This is a genomic window from Ruegeria sp. HKCCD7251 (assembly GCF_013031165.1).
GTDB lineage: Bacteria > Pseudomonadota > Alphaproteobacteria > Rhodobacterales > Rhodobacteraceae > Ruegeria.
In genome coordinates this window covers 65,937-84,875 of the sequence record NZ_WPZC01000004.1, presented here as the reverse complement: position 1 = coordinate 84,875, position 18,939 = coordinate 65,937, and the positions used below count along the sequence as shown (strand labels likewise).

Genomic DNA, 18,939 nt, shown 5'->3' with positions numbered 1-18,939 from the left:
CATTGATCTTGGGTAATCTGTGAAACAAATGTCTGAGCCAGCTCTTACCTTGCCACCGCAGACCGATCAGGACGTATCGATCAGTGGGAAAACTGTTTCGCTTGTTGTTCCATTCTTCAACGAGGCGGATGCCCTGCCGCTGTTTTTCGACGCGATCGGACCCGTTGCCCAGCAGGTTAAGGATGTGCTTAGGCCGGGTGCTCAGCTCGAAGTCGTATTCGTTGACGACGGCAGTACGGATGGTTCGGTTGATTACATAAAGTCTGTAGCAAATTCGCCATTTAGCATTTGCATTGTTAAATTGTCCCGCAACTTCAAAAAAGACAGCGCCTTGGCTGCTGGGCTTCGGCATGCGAGCGGCGACGCTGTCATTCCGATGGATGTGGATTTGCAGGATCCGCCGGACTTGATCCCCAAGATGCTTGAAGCGTGGCAATCCGGGGCAAAAATGGTCAACGCAAAACGCGTTTCTCGCAAAGGGGACAGTGTCGGGAAGAGAACACTGAGCAACGCATTTTACTGGGCTATAAACCGCATTTCCGACTATCCTATCGAACCCAACGTTGGAGATTTCCGATTGCTCGACCGCGAGGTTGTGGAACGTCTGAACGAACTGACCGAACGCGTACGCTTTATGAAAGGGCTATTCGCGTGGGTCGGTTTCGACCCTGTTACGATCGAGTATGAACGCCCAACCCGATCGGCGGGGGACACTAATTGGAATTTTTGGAAGCTCTGGAACTTTGCCTTGGATGGTATCACCGGTTCGACAACCTTGCCGATCAGAGCGTGGACCTATTTGGGGACAATGACGGCGATTTTTGCCGTTTTCTACGCCGTATTCATCATTGCTAAAACAGTCTTCTGGGGCGTTGACGCTCCAGGTTATGCATCGTTGATGGTAGTTGTTTTGCTGTTAGGGGCCTGTAATTTGATCGCGTTGGGGCTGATCGGGGAATATATCGGCCGCATAAACGTAGAGACCAAGCAGCGTCCCAGTTATGTTATTGATACGATAATAGAGTTGCCGAAGGGCGAGACGACGGAAGATCACGAGAATGATATGCCCGTTCTGCAAGGCGATACCGAACAGTAGTACAAGTGGCTGAATAGGCACCCCGCTTACTAGGCCGGCTTTCAAAGGGTCATCCAGAGACCTAGTTATTGCGACCATTGCAAACGGTAAACAGTATGATCCTTTGGCAATCCTTTGAGGGTTACTGATTTGGCGTCTACAAATTTGAACTCGTGGTGTCCGCTGACCATGGCTCGTGTTTCGTCTGAAACAAGGATTTCGCCCGCATTGGCCGACGACGTAATACGAGCTGCCTTGTTAACCACAGTGCCGAAAAAGTCGCCGCGCGCCAACACGACTTCGCCGGTGTGAATGCCAACCCGCAAACCCAGACGCGGTTCCATATCGGTCAGGTTAACGGCCTCCTGCATGTCGATTGCTGCGAGAAGCGCCTCGTTTGCGGATTGAAAGCTCGATAGCGTTCCATCCCCCAGCGACTTTACGAACTGCCCGCGATGTGCCGCAACGATCCCCTCAACAGTCTGAAAATGTTGGTCTATCAAGGTGGACCAGCTTTGGTTGCCCATGGCTTCGGCAAGGGGCGTACTGCCTTCTACATCGGTAAAGAGCACCGAGGCCAAACCTTCAGTCTGAAGCAATTCCGGGCCGTCATTTAGCGCGGCATTTACAAGGCTTTGGATCGCCAACTGCTCGCTGCCTACGAATTCCACATTTGGAAACGGAAGCGACGCGTGCCGATTTATGATCTTCCGGGACGCCCCTTCCAACACGAACACAAGTACAGTGCGGACGATGAATGAATCCCCAAGACCGGGAAAGCCGACTTTGTGGAGGAAGGCTGACCAGCCTGTTTCTCCATTCTCGAAGGCTTCGGCTTCCAGCACTTCCCAAACATCTGGCTCGGGCATTTCGCCGATGAAGTCGCCGACACCATCGCGGACGACTTGCCCCCTCCAGAATTCATCTTCGCCGGTTCCGATGAATCGCAACTCTGCCGAGGCTGAAAGGTAATCTTTCAAAACGTGCGTTCTGCGGTATCTGATTGCATCAAACCAGCGCTCTGTTACGGCAAGCAATTCGGGGGAAGTCTTGATCACGATGAAACTCCCTACTTTGGCGAAGCGTGCAGAAAAGTGGTTCCCTTATCTGCATTCCACCCTATCAGAGATTTGGCTCAAATGTGCTGCCGAGGTGCGCGCAGGGTATCAAGCAAGAATTTAGTCAATACTCTGGTTCCGTCGTTGAAAATGAAAGCAGATCAGCGTGAGGGAACCAGAGCTTAGTCTGATCCGCGCTAGCGGGGCAAGTTTTCAAGCTCGTTCCAATTGGTGAAGCGATCATTCAATCAGCCCCATGCCAACGTCTGATCTGGGAAATAGAAGTTAAAGTGAGAGGCTGCCGCCCCCGGCACCTTACTACGCGAGGCCCTCTCGACTCCACCGAGCCTCTATTTGGCAAGGGTTGTGCATGTTTTCGGCGTCCTGATGAAACCGCCCATGACAGCTTGGGCACACAGCAAATGTGGTGAACAGTTTCAGTCCCGTTGAGATGTCAGAGCAATATTCCTCACCGCAAATCTCAAGGACCTCTCCGCGTGACATGAGCTCATTTGTGGTGATGCCACAGTGCTGGCACTGCGCCTCTTCTAAGGCAGATTTGACTTCTTCGACTGAGGCGATTTGTTGATAGTTGCATTCAGTATCGGTCACTCTCTTGCTCCGCGTGATCGTTTACAACTTAACCCTGTGCAATGGGCCTGCTCCGGCCTCATCCTGTAACTGCTTTGGGATATGCAGGCTAACGCAACTATTGCGTGTAGACAAGTCAACGGAAGCTCCAGTCTGTGATGGTGGACATGAGGGCCGTTCAACTCGGCAAAACCGTTTCCTGCCGCAAACTATCCACTCGCTGATCTGGCGTGGGCTTGTCGCTATGGGAGGCCAATTGGGCTTAAACTTCTGTTGACAAAATCTGCTTAGATATTAATTTTAGCAACTAAAATAAAATGGATGAGGTCAAAAAATGTATCTCGGATTGGACTTGGGAACATCTGGTCTCAGAGGGATCCTTGTCGACGACACAGGGTCCGTCGCAGGCAGTGCCGAATCCAATATCACAACGTCTTCGCCAAAGCCGGGATGGTCTGAACAGTCGCCTTTGGATTGGGTGGAGGCGTGTAAGGACGTTGCCGGTCAGCTTCGATCTGCGCACGGAACTGCGTTCTCCGCGCTACGCGGCATTGGTCTGAGCGGGCACATGCACGGTGCGACCCTTTTGGATGCCGAAGACAACGTACTGCGGCCTTGCATTCTGTGGAACGACACGCGGGCCTCGAAAGAAGCACAGAGGCTTGATCAACTGCCGGGCATGCGTTCAAGTTCTGGCAACATCGTTTTTCCGGGGTTTACAGCCCCCAAGTTGGAATGGGTCCGCGCAAATGAGCCTGACCTGTTTGCCAAGATTGCCAAGGTACTGCTGCCGAAAGACTTTTTGCGACTTTGGCTGACTGGGGATTACGTCAGCGACATGTCTGACAGCGCGGGAACGTCATGGCTGGACGTTGGGGCGCGGCGATGGTCGGAAATCGCTCTGGAACAAGGTCATATGAGCATCAAACAAATGCCGCGACTGGTTGAAGGCAGTGAACCGGGCGGTGAGTTGCGACCCGAACTACAGCGAGAGTGGGGAGTGTCTGAGCCGGTCGTGGTAGCGGGCGGAGCAGGGGACAACGCCGCTGCTGCCTGCGGGATAGGCAGTATCAGCGACGGGGCTGGCTTCTTGTCGCTTGGAACCTCAGGTGTGCTGCTGGTGTCCAGGGATAAGTACGCGCCAGCGCCAGAAACGGCGGTACATTGTTTTTGTCATTCCGTTCCGGATAGGTGGATTCAGATGGGTGTCATCCTGTCTGCGACGAACAGCTTGAACTGGCTCTCCCGTAACCTGAGCCAGTCCGTTGGGGACTTGGTCGCCTCGCTGCCGGACGATCTGGATGGCCCATCAGAGATCACGTTTTTGCCCTATCTTTCGGGTGAGCGGACGCCGCATAATGACAGTGCGATCCGAGGGGCATTCCTGGGTGTTGATATTTCCTCAGGCACTGCGGACTTGACGCGGGCCGTCATGGAAGGCGTCGCCTTTGCAATGCGGGATTGTCTGGAGGCCCTCAAGAAAACCGGAACCAAACCAACGACTCTTATGGCTGTTGGCGGCGGTGCGCGCTCCCTTTATTGGTTGAAGAAACTGGCCACCGTACTTAATACGCCTCTTACCTTACCGCAGGGCAGTGAATTTGGAGCTGCTATCGGTGCCGCTCGTCTGGCAATATGCGCCGTCAATGACGCAGATCCGGACACGGTGATGATGGCACCCAAAATCGACAGGGTCATCGAACCTCGTGAAGATTTGGTCGATGCGTTCGAAAGTGAATACCAGCGGTACCGGCAATACTATTCAGCCTTGGCACCTTTCGTAAAAAGATGAGCGTAAGGCGGGACATACCCCCTCGGATCGAAGCGACCGTTCTGAAGGATGGCGACATGCGGGTGTCTCTGCTCAGCTACGGGGCGACAACGCAGGGGTGGTGGTACAAGGGTTTGCCAATGATCCTTGGATACGAAAGTCCGCAGGACTACATCACCGACAAAAGCTATATGGGTGCAATCGTCGGTCGTGTCGCCAATCGGATCGGAAACGCGCGTTTTGACATGGAAAATGTCCGTTATGAACTGGAGTCAAACGAGGGTCGGAATTCCTTGCATAGTGGATGGGCTGGCCTCTCGCATCAGAATTGGGCCCTTGAGAAAATAGCGGCAAACGAGGCCGTGTTGCGCCACACATCCCCAGAGGGTGCCAGCGGCTTTCCGGGAGAAGTCAGATTTGAGGTGCGCGTAAAACTGGACGAAACGCGCCTGATCTATTCGATTTCAGCGCAGCCTGATCGACCGACCCCCATAAGTATAGCGCAGCACAATTACTATTGCCTGGGTAGCACGACGGGCATTTCCGGGCATAGTCTGCGGCTGGCCTCACACCGCGTTCTCGAACTAGACAATCAAGGGATTCCCTCGGGCATATTGAACGACGCGAGGAAAGGCGGGATGGATTTCTCCGAACCCAAGGCGATCAGCGCTACTTTGACGGATTTGGACAACTACTTCGTTTTCGACCCCGCACGAGAGAACGGGCTTCCGGTCGCTGACCTTACCGCGCCTAACGGTTTGCAACTATCTGTTTGGTCTGATCAGGCGGGGGCGCAGGTTTACTCGGGGGCTCACCTTTCGGAACCTTTCCGCAAAAACGCTGGCGTGTGCATCGAGCCGTCGGGTTATCCCAACGCGGTTAACATCCCTGAATTTCCGTCGATCATATACTCTCCTGAAGCGCCATACGCGCAGACATTGATAATTGAGATTTCCGAGGGTGAGACATGAGGTTCGTTGCACCGATTGTTGCTTTCGGCGTGGTGGTCGTGTCCATTATGCCCGCAGCGGCTCAGGACCTCGGGCCAAAACCAGAGTTTGTTGAGCCTGATCTGGACGAGGTCGAACTTGGGCGGCTGCTTTTCTACGATCCGATCTTGTCGGGGAACAAGAACATAAGCTGCGCAACGTGTCATCACCCCAAACTCGGCACGTCCGATGGGCTTTCGCTGGGGATCGGTGAGGGTGGCGCGGGTTTGGGGGAGAAGCGGAAACTCGATGCGGAAAACCCGCCAGAGCAACGAATCCCGCGCAATTCGCCGGGTCTTTGGAATCTTGGCGCGACCGAGTTCACAACCTTCTTTCACGATGGCCGCCTTGAAGCCGATCCGACACGCGAGAACGGTATCAGGACGCCACTGGGCACGCATATGCGGTCAGGTTTCAATTCCGCTCTGGCCGCTCAGGCAATGTTTCCGGTGCTGTCCCCTGATGAGATGGCAGGCCATTACTCCGAGAATGACGTCAGCCAGGCCGTGCGCCTTGGGTTGCTAACGCAGGAAGGCGGGGCGTGGGACCTGATTGCTGCTCGCATCGCGGCCATCCCGGAATACGAACAGCGATTTTCCTTGATCGCACCGGGGGATGCGATCACCTTTTCTGCTATTGCGAATGTAATTGCCGATTTCATTGCCTTTGAATGGCGCGCCGACAACAGCCCGTTTGACCTTGCGATGCGGGGGGAAGCCGACCTGCCGGAAGAGGCAGCGCGCGGAATGCAACTGTTCTATGGAAAGGCAGGGTGCAGCACCTGTCATTCGGGCTGGTTTCAAACGGACCACAAGTTTCACTCTATCGCGATGCCGCAGATAGGGCCCGGCAAAGCAGCAAGGTTTGAAAGCCATGTCCGGGATGATGGGCGCCTGCGCGTGACTGGCGACGCAGAGGATTCATTTGCGTTTCGCACGCCTTCGTTGCGCAATGTAACGCTGACGGCCCCCTACGGGCATAGCGGTGCCTATGCGCGGCTTGAAGACGTCGTGCGTCATCATCTCGACCCGGAAGGCTCATTGCACACGTATACCTTGGAACTGGCGGTGTTGCCTGACTTTCCGGGTGCAAAGGATCATCAGGCGTTTTCCGACCCCGAGATTATGGATGCGATTGCCAAAAGCAGCGACCTGCCGAAGACAAGTCTGACGGATCAAGAGATCAGCGCCCTTCTGAGCTTTTTGGGTAGTCTGGAAGACCCCACAGAACGTCTTGGTGTTCCGGAAAAGGTTCCAAGTGGGTTGCATGTCGACCAATGATCATCGTTCAATTCGAATGATCTGATTGGGGTGGTATTCCTGCCAATCCCCCGCTTCGCCATCGGGCCAAATGACCCGAACTTCGATCGTCTTCGCATCCGTCAGCCCAAAATGATGTAGCCCCACGATGCCGCTGGCGTGCCCTCCGCCGATGGTGATTTCCCGGGTCTGCATACCCGCCGCAGTCGTCATCTCGATAAAGCCGCCGACGGCGAAACGGTTTGGCTGATCCTGCGCTATGTCCATCATCACCCAATTCCCAGTGCGAGGGTGGTTTTGATAGACCTCAAGTTCCGAGCCCCTATTGACCACCGCCAGATCAAGCCAGCCATCATTGTTGAAGTCAGCCAATGCCGCACCGCGCGACTTGGCCATAGAAGCAATGCCAGCCTTGGCCGAAGCTTCGTGGAATTGACCATTCTGCTGTTGCAACAGCAGGTTGTTGGGGTCATTCAGCGCCGCGTCCGGCATCTGCTCGACATTTCCTTTGGTGACGAAGATATCGTCCAGACCGTCGTTGTTGACGTCGCCAAACTGCGCATGCCATCCGGTCGATGGGCGACCGTCGCCTCCAGTATGTGGTCTGTGCGCGGTTGTGCCTTTGTCGTAGGTGGCGTCACGCCAGGTCGGGCCGCCAGTTTTGGGGTCGAAGATCTGCAATTTCTGATCGCCCATCGAAGTTAGATAAACTTCGGGAAAGCCATCGCCTGTCAGATCCCGCGAAGCGATGCCCATTCCCCAGATCGAATATGGCAACCATCCGTCTTTTTGCGAATAGGTGCGTGGGGTGGCCTCCATAGCCCATAACTGCTCTTGCCCACCGCGCACATAGTAATGGCGATCGTTACTGACCCGCAAATCCGCTTGTCCGGAGCGGGACCAGTCCGAAAACAGGACCGACAGCGCGCAGTAACCCGGCTCGAGATATTCCGGCGGCTGATAGCTGCGGCCGTTGGGGCGGTATAGGACCGTGGGTCCGCAGGCCTCAAACGGGCCATCGGGATTTCGGAGATCAACATAGGTGCCAAAGGCCAGTGTTGGAAGGGTCTGATCAACTTCCCAGGTGGCAGAGAACCCGGTTGTCCAATGGTCCACTGATTGGAAACCAAGGGTGTCGAAAGGGCGGAAATTGCAATCAGATTCGCCCTTCAAAAGCAGATCAGGGCCAACGCGTAAAACGGCCAGATCCAGAACGCCATCATTGTCGACGTCCAATGGGTAAGCCCCGGTTACGCTGGTCAGTGACAATTGCTTGGGCGTATCAGCACGAAATGAAACGCTGTCGAGCGATGTGTTCCTAAACAGTTGGGCAGGATTGGTCCCACCCGCGGCGAAAAGCTCGGGCAGCCCGTCCCCGTCGCAATCGAAAACGGCGACCCCACCGCCCACAAAGTGCTCCCATCCGCCATCATAGGTATGGGCGCCTATGTCAATCTTCTGGAATTGCGGAGCTTGGGCTTCTGCCGTGGACGCAGATGCAAAAGCGAACAGGATACAAAGCTCAGGACGCATGTGTCGCCAGTTCCTTCACCTTCAAGATCGAGACCTGCTCAATCCCGTAAGCCGCAGCACCCTTGGCCCACATCAGGTCGCCCCAGTGATGGACTTTGATTTCCGGCAAGGGGGTATCGACATTCACTACGCCACTTCGAATTCGGGTCATCACCTCGTCGGAATACAGGTGTTCCAAGTCCATCTGAGCGCCTGACAATATAATGCGTTCCGGGTCAAACAGGTTAATCAGGTTGGATATCCCCAGACCAAACATCTGTCCCGCGCGGGCCAGAACGGACTTGGCCCTTTGGTCTCCGGAACGCGCGTTTTTGTGGATTTCCGTTACGGTTTCCGTTCCAGTGCTTTGATCGGCAACGGTTGCTTCCCGGATGAGCGCATAGTCACCGACATAGGCCTCAAGGCAGCCCCGCTGGCCGCATTGGCAAAGCGCGCCGTCCAGTTGAACTTTTGTATGGCCAAACTCTGCTCCGCAGCCACGTTCCCCGCGATACAGCTTGCCGTCCAGCACAATACCAAGCCCAACGCCGTGTTCGATCGTGACGACAAGAAAGTTCTTTAACCCCTTACCTAATCCAAAAAGTTGTTCCGCCTTTGCCACCAGATTGGCGTCGTTTTCAATGAAGGCGGGGCAGGGCAATTCAGTTTCCAGAAATTGACTGAAATCGACGTTTCTTTCGGTCAGGGAAGAGGACCAGTGGACAAAGTTCCTTTCTGCATCCACCAGACCGGCAATCCCAATTGACACGCCGGACAGGGTGTCGATGGTTTCGTTAATCTGAGCGCAAGCCTGATCCATGGCTTTGCGAATGGTCGCCACAAAAGCGGTTGGGGTCATTCGGGCGTTGTCCAGCGGATGTTTGTATGACGTAACCTCACTGCCTTCGAAATCCACAAGAATGACCGAGATCATGTGGCGCGCCACCTTAAGGCCCGCAACAAGGTATGAGCCGCCATTCAATTGAAGCAGGACTCTGGGCCGCCCCCTTTTGGCAGACTTGGATTGTTGTTCGGTTTCGATCTCTTTGATCAGCCCAGCAGAAATGAGGTCGGCCGTGGCGGCGGTAACCGTCGCCGGGCTGGTCTGCAATGCGCTGGCGATATCTATCCGTGAAATCGAGCCTCTGGTCCGGATATGTTCCAGCACCCGCAGGCGGGTAATGTTCCGCTGGTCTGCGGCATTTTGAGAAGCTTTGCTTTTCAGCATCTTGGCCTCGCGAATCTGGTCTTGTCCCCAATCTATTTGGATTTCAACGCTTCTAATAGACTAAATATTTTACCGACTGAAATAAATATGGTATTCAAATTCGTGAGAGCCGCGAATCGAAATGCGATGGCTCCGCAAATGGGAGGAAATCATGAAACGAATTCTCAGCTTTTCGGCTGTGGCCACTTTGTTGGCTTCGACCGCATTCGCAGAGCCAGTGGTCGGCGTAAGCTGGTCGAACTTTCAGGAAGAGCGTTGGAAAACGGATGAAGCAGCCATCAAGTCTGCGCTTGAAGCAGGAGGCGCCGAGTATATTTCGGCAGACGCGCAATCGTCTTCCGCAAAGCAGCTTTCGGACATTGAAAGCCTGATCGCCCAAGGTGTAGACGCGCTTATCATTTTGGCGCAGGACGCGCAGGCAATCGGGCCGGCTGTTCAGGCTGCGGCAGACGAAGGCATTCCGGTCATCGCTTACGATCGCCTGATCGAAGACGACCGTGCGTTTTATCTGACCTTTGACAATGTAGAAGTCGGCAGAATGCAGGCCCGCGCTGTTTTTGAGGCAATGCCCAAGGGCAACTACGTGATGATCAAAGGCTCTCCTACGGATCCGAACGCTGACTTCCTGCGGGGCGGACAGCAAGAGATTATCGGCGCGGCAGTCGACAGCGGTGACATCGTAATCGTTGGAGAAGCCTACACGGACGGCTGGCTGCCCGCGAATGCGCAGCGGAACATGGAACAAATCCTGACTGCAAATGAGAACAACGTGGATGCAGTGGTTGCGTCGAATGACGGCACCGCAGGCGGCGTTGTCGCTGCTTTGACAGCGCAGGGTATGGAAGGCATTCCGGTCTCTGGTCAGGATGGTGATCACGCGGCGCTGAACCGTGTCGCGCTGGGTACTCAGACTGTTTCCGTATGGAAAGACGCCCGTGAGCTCGGCAAGGCTGCTGGCGAAATCGCCGTGGCTTTGACGGGCGGTACAAGCCCCGCTGACGTCGAAGGTGCGATTAGTTGGACATCACCGGGTGGCACCGAGATGAGTTCGGTCTTCCTTGCGCCTGTTCCGATTACCAAGGACAATCTTTCCGTTGTTGTGGATGCCGGATGGATCCCGTTGGAAGATTTGTGCCAGGGCGTTGAAAACGGACCGGCCCCTTGTAACTAAGCTTCAAAGTCCCTGGCCCTTTCGGGGCCAGGGACCATTGCTGAATATGAAAGATCGGAAATGACCGAAACTTCGTCTCAGCCGGTACCTGAAAAAGCGAAACCCAGCCTGTTCCAGCAGTTGGAACTGGACATGCGGCTTTTGGGAATGATCGGCGCGTTTGTCATCCTGTGCATCGGGTTCAACATCTTTACGGATGGCCGGTTCCTAACGCCTCGGAACCTGTTCAACCTGTCCATCCAGACGGTTTCGGTTGCCATTATGGCGTGCGGGATGGTGTTCATAATCGTCACGCGGCACATAGATTTGTCGGTCGGAGCATTGCTGGCGACAACGTCGGCAGTGATGGCAATGACGCAAACCGAGCTGTTGCCGCAGGTACTTGGGATGGGTTTGAACAATCCTGCAACCTGGGCGATCACCATTGTCGTCGGGCTGTTAGTGGGCACGCTGATTGGTGCGCTTCATGGCTGGATGGTCGGTTATCTGACGATACCAGCATTCATTGTCACGCTTGGTGGATTCCTGGTTTGGAGAAACGTGGCGTGGTATCTGACCAGCGGCCAAACGATTGGTCCGCTGGACAGTACATTCCTGATGTTCGGCGGAACCAACGGAACGCTTGGAACCACAACAAGCTGGCTGTTTGGTTTGTTCGCTACGGCGGTCGCCATTTGGGCTTTGTGGAGCGGTCGACGTGCAAAAGCGGCACATGGCTTCCCCGTCAAACCTGTTTGGGCCGAGGCCACTCTGGCCGGGATCATCGCACTCGCCATACTTGGGTACGTCTACATCGTAAACAGCTACGCCATTCCGACACGTCGGCTGCAACGTATGTTCGAAGCACGCGGCGAAACTATGCCGGAGGGGCTGGTCGTCGGGTACGGCATACCAATTTCTGTCCTCATCCTGATCATCGTCGCGGTAACCCTGACGATCGTAGCGCGGAAAACCCGTTTTGGACGCTATATCTTTGCCACCGGTGGAAACCCGGATGCGGCTGAGCTTTCCGGCATCAATACGCGACTGCTGACCGTTAAGATTTTTGCGCTGATGGGCTTTTTGTGCGCCGTTTCTGCTGTGGTCGCCTCGGCGCGCCTTGCAAACCACTCGAACGATATCGGAACGCTGGACGAACTACGGGTCATCGCGGCCGCTGTTATTGGTGGGACCGCGTTGTCTGGTGGCATCGGCACCATTTATGGTGCGATCCTTGGCGCATTGATCATGCAGGCGCTGCAATCGGGCATGGCAATGGTTGGCGTTGACGCGCCGTTCCAGAACATTGTCGTCGGCAGCGTTCTGGTGTTGGCCGTCTATATCGACATCGTCTACCGCAAGCGATTGGGGACCAAGTGATGCAAGCTCAGGATACGCATGAAACCTCTGTGAAGTCTGGACGCGGCTCTGGCGAAGCGCCATTGGTCGAGATGCGCGATATTTCGATCTCCTTCGGTGGAATCAAAGCCGTCGACCATGTGTCGGTCGATCTTTATCCGGGTGAAGTCGTGGGGCTGCTGGGGCATAACGGGGCCGGTAAGTCCACGCTGATCAAGGTCCTGTCGGGCGCTTATCAAATGGATCACGGCGAGATTTTGATTGATGGCAAGCCGGTCGAGATCGCTAACCCTCGCGATGCGCGCGCAAATAACATCGAGACCATCTATCAGACGCTCGCCTTGGCCGACAATCTGGACGCGACATCGAACCTGTTCCTAGGGCGCGAGATGACGACGCCTTTTGGTTTGGTCAACGACGCAGCCATGGAGGCCGAATGCCGCAAGATCATGGCGCAACTCAACCCGAACTTTCAGAAGTTCAATGACCCTGTCTCTGCGTTGTCGGGTGGTCAAAGACAATCTGTGGCGATCGCGCGAGCCGTCTATTTCAACGCACGCATTCTGATCATGGATGAGCCGACAGCAGCGCTTGGGCCGCATGAAACTCAGATGGTGGCTGATCTGATCCACCAGCTAAAGGCGCAAGGCATAGGCATATTCCTGATCGACCACGACGTGCATGCCGTTATGGAACTGTGTGACCGCGCCTCGGTCATGAAGAACGGCAAATTGGTTGGGACGGTCGATATTGCGGACGTCACGGATGACGACCTTTTGTCAATGATCATTCTGGGCAAGCAGCCAGCACAAAAAGCAGAATAGGGGGCAGACATGCCAAGTGGATTTTTTGATGGGATTGAGCAGATCCAGTTTGAAGGCGCAGACAGCAAGAACCCATTGGCGTTCCGGCACTACAACCCGGACGAAATTATCATGGGCAAGCGGATGGAAGACCATCTGCGGTTTGCTGTGGCGTGGTGGCACTCATTCGCATGGGAGGGGGGCGACCCCTTTGGCGGGCCTACATTCGAACGCCCGTGGTATCCACAAGATGACATGGGTCGCGCGCGCCTAAAGGCGGACATTGCTTTTGAACTGTTTGATCTTCTGGGCCAGCCATTCTTTTGCTGGCACGATGCTGATATTCGGCCAGAGCAGGGCAATTTTGCCGATAATCTGAGAACCCTTGAGGAAATCACCGATTACATTGGCGAAAAAATGCAGGCGTCTGGCACCAAGCTGCTTTGGGGTACGGCCAATATGTTCAGCCACCGCCGTTGGATGGCTGGTGCCAGCACAAACCCTGATCCTGAAGTGTTTGCATTTGCTGCAGCAACAGTGAAATCGTGCATGGATGCGACCCACAAGCTGGGCGGTGAAAACTATGTTCTTTGGGGTGGCCGGGAAGGCTATGAAACCCTTTTGAACACGGATTTGAAGGCCGAGTTGGACCATATGGGCCGGTTTTTGAACATGGTCGTTGAGTACAAGCACAAAATTGGGTTCAAGGGCACTATTCTCGTGGAGCCCAAACCGCAGGAGCCGTCCAAATACCAGTACGACTACGACGCGGCGACGTGTATCGGATTTCTCAGGAAGTACGGTTTGGAGGGCGAGGTCAAATTGAACCTCGAGCAGGGGCATGCGATCCTGGCCGGGCACAGTTTCGAGCATGAAATTGCGGTCGCTGCTGCCGAAGGGATGCTTGGTTCGATCGACATGAATCGAAACGATTACCAGTCCGGGTGGGATACGGACCAGTTCCCGAATAACACGCCAGAGGTTGCCTTGGCTTATTACTACATTCTGAAGGCCGGTGGTTTTACGACCGGGGGCACAAACTTTGACGCAAAGGTACGGCGCCAATCCATTGACGCAGAAGATCTTGTCGCAGCCCATGTTGGTGGAATGGACATCTGTGCCCGAGGCTTGAAAGCTGCGGCCGCCATGATTGATGACGGCGGTTTGGAGGACGCGTTATCAGAACGGTATTCCGGTTGGAGTACACTAGAAGCGGCGTCCATGTTGGACAGCAGTCTGGAAGAAATTTCCGCTCGTGTTCTGCGGGATAATACCAACCCTGAACCGCGATCCGGGCGTCAGGAAATTCTGGAAAATTATGTGAACAGGTTTGTGTAGCCAAGAAAAACTGCAACCGGGTACTGTCAAAAGAACATGGATCAGAACGGCCTAAGTCGTTCGTTGCTTTCGTTCATGAATAAGCGGTTCCCATCAGAACATTCCGGCCGGGAAGGACCAATTTCCGGCCTCGTGCGCTTAGTTTGATGATGCGAGTGGCTTGCGTAACTTGCTGCTCAACTCTTAACGCCCGATAAGTCCCAAGAGACTTTCCCGCTAGCCAGAGAAACTGTGGCCGTTTCAGGTGCATTTCGAGATTGAGCACGAGGTCGACTGATACAGGCTCCAAATTTCACGACTGTGCATTCAGGTTCATCAGATTTTCATGCTGCCGATTTGCCGAGCCAAAAGCTTCAATTCGTTAGCGTAAGCTAGACGAACCACACCGACCCGGTCACGGGTTTTGATCGACCCGCGTTTGGCTGAATGATGGCGCATATCTGCCTCTGCAATGCGACGCATCTTGAGCTGGCATTGCATGAGGTCATTGCGCACTTCGTTCAAAATCTGCTGCCGATCAGCCTCGGTCATGGCGTCAACTCCTTTTGGAGGGCAAATCATAGATGGGGTGTATGACTTGCCCCTCAGGTAGGGGTAGACACCTGAATTGACTTGTGAATTTAAGTCATTTTATTGGAGTTCTGGCGATTAGCTGACTGAAAAAGTTAAACCCGCGCCACCAACTTGCTAGCGGGGGCACAGTTGGCGACACGGGTCGCCACAGGTGCCGGTGGGTTGGGGCGGAGCTGTCGGTCAAGCCTAATGCAGCGCGAAATCGATGCGTGCCCAAGGCGGACCTTAGTCAGGCTGTTGGAAATGCCGGGGCAGCGAAGGATCACAGACCTACTTACTTAACCCTGCGTCGAAAACGGTCACCATTTCGTTTCTAAGGCGATCCACGTCTTCGTCCACTGAAACGGAGTGATCGCAGGTGAATGACGGCAGTACCTCGACCCGGATCCTCCCGCTTTTGGGCAAGTGTTTGTCGCGCGGCATAAGCGCGTCGGATGCATGAATTACAATGGGCCGTATCGTGCGACCGGTGGCGCGCGCGACTATTACAGCTCCGGCTTTGAACGTGCCGAGGCTTTCGGAACTGGTACGCGTGCCCTCTGGGAACAACACGACAGAGCGGCGTTCAGGCATGGCGCGGACGGCATCGGTAAGCGTCTCAAGCGCCACCGCGCCACTTTTCCGGTCAATCTCTACCAGCCCTGCGCCCTTGAATCCACGGCGTAGCAGAGCCGCATCGCACAGCTCCTTTTTGGCGGCGAAGGTGATCCACTTGGCGTCGGGCATGACGTCCATCAAAGCGAACCCATCCAGATGGCTGCGGTGGTTGATCACGATGATGCTGTTGGTGTCGGCGGCCAGTTCGGCCCTATCCGCTTGTGTCATCTCTGTTCGGATACTCAGCAGCCACAGAAGCCGCGAACAGGCACGTTTGACCAGCGGCCAGTACCAGCCGCGAAAACCTTGTCGTTTACCGCAAAGCAAGGGCACAAAGGCGATGTACAGGAAATAGAATGGACCCAGCAGGAACAACGCGGCGCGTTTTATGACCCGCAGGCGAGCCGGGTCAATGGCCGCTAGTGCAGACCTTTCCTTTTGAGGCTGGAGTGACATAGGTTCCCGTCCGGTGTGATGACTGCCGGGAGAGGTTCAAGAGGTTTCTACGTCTGGCATTTGCTGCCTGCCCTCTGGGCGCACGGCCCGACAAGCACCCTGCACCCCGCCTCTATGCGGCAATGGCCAGGGTACATCAACAGAAAGTCTGACTTTGACGATTGCAATGGCTGGCTTAAGCCTGAAACCAGCCATTGCAATCGGTCGTTAAACACCCGGCAGTTGTCGCAGATTCGGCATTGGTCCATTTTCAACAAATGAACGTCTTGGGGCGCAGGAGATGGATAATCCTCAGACTAAGTTCACATCTGCCGGTAACGTCGCGGTAGCCTACCAGGTCGTAGGTGATGGTCCCGTGGATTTAGTTTATGCATCCGGGTAGCTTCACAACATAGATGTTGTTTGGGAACACCCTGGGTACAACCGTTTCCTTTCAAAATTGGCTGGGCGTAGCAGACTTATCTTGTTCGACAAGCGCGGAACTGGGATGTCCGATCGCGAGGTGGGTGCCCCAACGCTGGAAGAGCGCACCGATGACATACGTGCTGTCCTGGACGCGACGGGCTCGGAAAAAGCATCAAAATTTGGTGTTAGCGAAGGCGGTAACATGACGACAATGTTCGCTGCCAGCTATCCAGAAAGGGTCAGCAATGTCGTTCTGGTCGGTTCCTATGCATGCCGCGCTTGGAAACCTGACTGGCCCTTCGGGGTGAGGCGGGACGATTTCGAAAAGTTTCTTGAGAATATGCAACAGAACTGGGGCGACACTGCTGAGTTTCTGTCCGAGCGTGCCCCAAGCGTCTAGGAAGATCCCGCCGAACAAGCGTTCATGAGTCGGCTATTGGTCCAGTCTGGCAGCCCTGGAACTGCGGTCAACATCACCCGATTAAATTACGAACTCGATATTCGACCAATCCTATCCGCTGTGCATGTCCCTGCGCTGGTGCTCCATTCGCGCGGCGACCGTACAGTCTCGCTCGACGAGGCAGAGTACATTGCCGACACCCTTCCTTATGGAAGCCTGAAGATACTTGAGCGCGAAGACCACCTGCCATGGGTCGGCGACGTAGATGAAGTTGCAGACGAGATCGCTACGTTCGTAGGCGCCCCGGAAAGCGCTGAGTTTGGCGACCGTATCCTGGCAACGATCGTGATGACCGACATTGTAGGATCGACCAAAGCTGCGGAGGAAATGGGGGATGCCCGCTGGAGAGAGTTGATTGATGCCCACGACACCACAGCGGCTCGAATTATCGCCCGTCATGGAGGCAACCTCGTGAAGACAATGGGCGACGGTGTTTTGGCCACATTCTCTGGGCCGAGCCGAGCCGTCTGTTGCGCGCGCGAGCTTCAGTTCGAAATGTCAAAACTGGGGCTTACTCTGCGCGCTGGTGTTCACACCGGAGAATGCGAGCTTCGCGGTCAAGATGTTTCAGGCATCGCGGTCAACATGGCCGCCCGAATCCTAGATGTAACGCCCGGAGGTTCGTGCCACGTGTCATCCATTGTTCGAGAACTGACGGCTGGTTCGGGTCTGGAGTTTGAGCAAGTTGGGACCCACCGTTTCAAGGGAATTCAGGGTGACTGGGTGTTGTACGCCGTCGCGTGATCTCTCTGGGGTTGAAAATCAGTCGCTCATAAGGTCGCGTGTGATTGGTAGCGAGTGCATTGGGTCCTCTGTCCCCGCCCCAAAACCTCTTTGTCGTCTAGTATAATTGATCAGGAACGTAGACACTGGGGTCTCTCTATTTTCCCGTTTCTGTTCATTTCTTATACTCCATCGGGTTCTGGTTACCATGGGCCGGTGGTCGTGCTGGATAGAGCTAACGAGCTCTGAGGCCTCGAATTCGGATCTGATGCGTAGATTGACAGCCGTCGCTTCCTTATCGTGACTCTGGTGGATGGCCGCGGGAGAGAGAACCTGGTGCTGGTTGGCGGCAAATTGCTATCTGGCTTGCGGGTCACGAGGGAATTGGACCGACTGATTGGTCAGCAGGGTGCTCCAATAACCATCGTTTCGGACAATGGCACCGAGTTCATCAACATTGCCGTGTTCGGATGGGCGCGTATCTTACTCGCTGGCGAATACAGGAGGCGACGGATGGGGCGGAAAACACTCAAAGAGGGTTTGGCCCTCGGCCACTCTTGACCCTTATGAGCGCGGTCTGGCAACGCTGTTTCGTGTCACGATGGTGTGGTCCAGATACATCAATTCTGCAGGTGCTGTATTATCTTCGAGTAGGTCCAGAAGGATATCCATCGCACGTTGCCCGATGAGATTCCGCGCCTGATGCACCGTCGTCAGTTCAGGCTGAAAAATCCGTGAAAACGGCACGTCGTCGAAACCCATGACGGAAATTTCGCCGGGGACCGAGTATCCATGTTTCTGTAGGCCCCGGATGACGCCCATCGCGGATTCGTCATTTGCGCAGAACGCAGCGGTGGTATCTGGATGCTGCGCGAACAGGTGATCCGCTGCCCGCTCTCCATCGCCGTAAGTGAAGCCGCCGGGAATGGTGCAGATTTGATCCGTTAGGCCGGTTTCCGTCATCGCCTGAATATATCCGGCCCGCCGGTCTTTGGTCAGCGCATTGCCTTCAGGTCCGGTGACATGCGCGATCCTCTGATGCCCCTGGGCAAGCAGATATTGCGTGGCATCAAACGCGGCCTTCTGGTTGTCGGTCCCGACATGCGCGTAGCCTGCGCCCTCTGGACGTTCCGAGATTGACACGATCGGAGTGCCCTCGGGCAGTATTCCGTCAGGGGGGGCAGTTCCGTTCAGAATCAAGGCCCCGTCCGCGCGCCCGTTGCGCAGGTTTTCGAGGATATTTTCATAGCGCGCGTCGTCCCCATTGGTGTTGCCGATCAGGATCGTCAGACTGGCGCGGGTCGCGACCTCTTCAATGCCCGACAGGATCTTGGAAAAGAATGGGTTGGCAATATCTGGAAGGATAACCAAAACCGTACCCGACCGGTTGCGCCGCAGCATCTGTGCTGCTGTATTGACGCTGTATCCTGTCTCGGAGACTGCCGCAAAAACCGCATCCCGAGTTTTTTTGGACACGATATCAGGAGATTGCAATGCCCGGCTGACCGTTGCGGTTGAGACACCGGCAACTCTGGCAACATCCCGAACTGTGGGCCTTTTGGTCGAACTTCTTGTCATGTTGAAAGCTTATA

The 18,939-nt window shown here is 55.0% G+C and carries 16 protein-coding genes; 10 read left to right on the top strand and 6 right to left on the bottom strand.

Annotated features, from left to right (window positions below):
- Positions 1-28: 28 nt before the first annotated feature.
- Positions 29-1,096, top strand: coding sequence for a glycosyltransferase family 2 protein (locus tag GOX75_RS11925; RefSeq protein ID WP_171123360.1), 1,068 nt, complete (start codon positions 29-31; stop codon positions 1,094-1,096).
- A gap of 65 nt (positions 1,097-1,161) precedes the next feature.
- Here the strand turns inward: GOX75_RS11925 and GOX75_RS11920 are convergent, their stop codons facing one another.
- Complete coding sequence (locus GOX75_RS11920; RefSeq protein WP_171123358.1) at positions 1,162-2,133, bottom strand: adenylate/guanylate cyclase domain-containing protein; 972 nt, start codon at positions 2,131-2,133, stop codon at positions 1,162-1,164.
- A gap of 925 nt (positions 2,134-3,058) precedes the next feature.
- Between GOX75_RS11920 and xylB the strand changes: the two genes are divergently transcribed.
- Genes xylB through GOX75_RS11905 form a run of 3 tightly spaced genes read left to right on the top strand, consistent with a single transcriptional unit; the run spans position 3,059 to position 6,764 of the window.
- A complete protein-coding gene (gene xylB, locus GOX75_RS11915; RefSeq protein WP_171123356.1) occupies positions 3,059-4,516 on the top strand; it encodes a xylulokinase in 1,458 nt (485 codons plus the stop codon).
- Complete coding sequence (locus tag GOX75_RS11910) at positions 4,513-5,466, top strand: aldose epimerase family protein (RefSeq protein WP_256368073.1); 954 nt, start codon at positions 4,513-4,515, stop codon at positions 5,464-5,466. Before xylB ends, GOX75_RS11910 begins: the two co-directional genes overlap by 4 nt.
- Positions 5,463-6,764, top strand: a complete 1,302-nt coding sequence (locus tag GOX75_RS11905; RefSeq protein WP_171123353.1) for a cytochrome-c peroxidase — start codon at positions 5,463-5,465, stop codon at positions 6,762-6,764. The genes GOX75_RS11910 and GOX75_RS11905 overlap by 4 nt, the downstream gene beginning before the upstream one ends.
- Here the strand turns inward: GOX75_RS11905 and GOX75_RS11900 are convergent, their stop codons facing one another.
- Together GOX75_RS11900 and GOX75_RS11895 are read right to left on the bottom strand one after the other, a co-directional pair.
- Complete coding sequence (locus tag GOX75_RS11900) at positions 6,765-8,276, bottom strand: CRTAC1 family protein (RefSeq protein ID WP_171123351.1); 1,512 nt, start codon at positions 8,274-8,276, stop codon at positions 6,765-6,767. It abuts the gene before it with no gap.
- Positions 8,266-9,483, bottom strand: a complete 1,218-nt coding sequence (locus GOX75_RS11895; RefSeq protein ID WP_171123349.1) for an ROK family transcriptional regulator — start codon at positions 9,481-9,483, stop codon at positions 8,266-8,268. Before GOX75_RS11895 ends, GOX75_RS11900 begins: the two co-directional genes overlap by 11 nt.
- Positions 9,484-9,634: 151 nt before the next feature.
- Here GOX75_RS11895 and xylF point away from each other — a divergent pair, with 151 nt between their 5' ends.
- The 4 genes from xylF to xylA are packed head-to-tail and all read left to right on the top strand — an operon-like array spanning position 9,635 to position 14,133.
- Complete coding sequence (gene xylF, locus GOX75_RS11890; protein WP_171123347.1) at positions 9,635-10,654, top strand: D-xylose ABC transporter substrate-binding protein; 1,020 nt, start codon at positions 9,635-9,637, stop codon at positions 10,652-10,654.
- Between the two features lie 60 nt (positions 10,655-10,714).
- Complete coding sequence (locus GOX75_RS11885; RefSeq protein ID WP_171123345.1) at positions 10,715-12,013, top strand: sugar ABC transporter permease; 1,299 nt, start codon at positions 10,715-10,717, stop codon at positions 12,011-12,013.
- Positions 12,013-12,816 carry an ATP-binding cassette domain-containing protein gene (locus GOX75_RS11880; RefSeq protein ID WP_171123344.1) on the top strand — a complete coding sequence of 268 codons (804 nt, stop codon included), beginning with the start codon at positions 12,013-12,015 and terminating at the stop codon, positions 12,814-12,816. The genes GOX75_RS11885 and GOX75_RS11880 overlap by 1 nt, the downstream gene beginning before the upstream one ends.
- Positions 12,817-12,825: 9 nt before the next feature.
- On the top strand, positions 12,826-14,133 hold the full coding sequence (xylA, locus tag GOX75_RS11875) for a xylose isomerase (RefSeq protein ID WP_171123342.1): 1,308 nt from the start codon (positions 12,826-12,828) through the stop codon (positions 14,131-14,133).
- A 315-nt stretch (positions 14,134-14,448) separates the two neighbouring features.
- Here xylA and GOX75_RS11870 read toward each other — a convergent pair whose 3' ends face one another.
- Complete coding sequence (locus GOX75_RS11870; protein ID WP_171123340.1) at positions 14,449-14,664, bottom strand: hypothetical protein; 216 nt, start codon at positions 14,662-14,664, stop codon at positions 14,449-14,451.
- A 312-nt stretch (positions 14,665-14,976) separates the two neighbouring features.
- Complete coding sequence (locus GOX75_RS11865) at positions 14,977-15,759, bottom strand: lysophospholipid acyltransferase family protein (protein WP_171123339.1); 783 nt, start codon at positions 15,757-15,759, stop codon at positions 14,977-14,979.
- Between the two features lie 439 nt (positions 15,760-16,198).
- Here GOX75_RS11865 and GOX75_RS11860 point away from each other — a divergent pair, with 439 nt between their 5' ends.
- Together GOX75_RS11860 and GOX75_RS11855 are read left to right on the top strand one after the other, a co-directional pair.
- Entirely contained in the window at positions 16,199-16,564 is a 366-nt protein-coding gene (locus tag GOX75_RS11860) for an alpha/beta fold hydrolase (RefSeq protein ID WP_171123337.1), read from the top strand.
- A gap of 24 nt (positions 16,565-16,588) precedes the next feature.
- Positions 16,589-17,368 carry an adenylate/guanylate cyclase domain-containing protein gene (locus GOX75_RS11855; RefSeq protein WP_171123335.1) on the top strand — a complete coding sequence of 260 codons (780 nt, stop codon included), beginning with the start codon at positions 16,589-16,591 and terminating at the stop codon, positions 17,366-17,368.
- Positions 17,369-17,911: 543 nt separating this feature from the next.
- Here GOX75_RS11855 and GOX75_RS11850 read toward each other — a convergent pair.
- Entirely contained in the window at positions 17,912-18,925 is a 1,014-nt protein-coding gene (locus GOX75_RS11850) for a LacI family DNA-binding transcriptional regulator (protein ID WP_171123333.1), read from the bottom strand.
- Between the last annotated feature and the right edge of the window lie 14 nt (positions 18,926-18,939).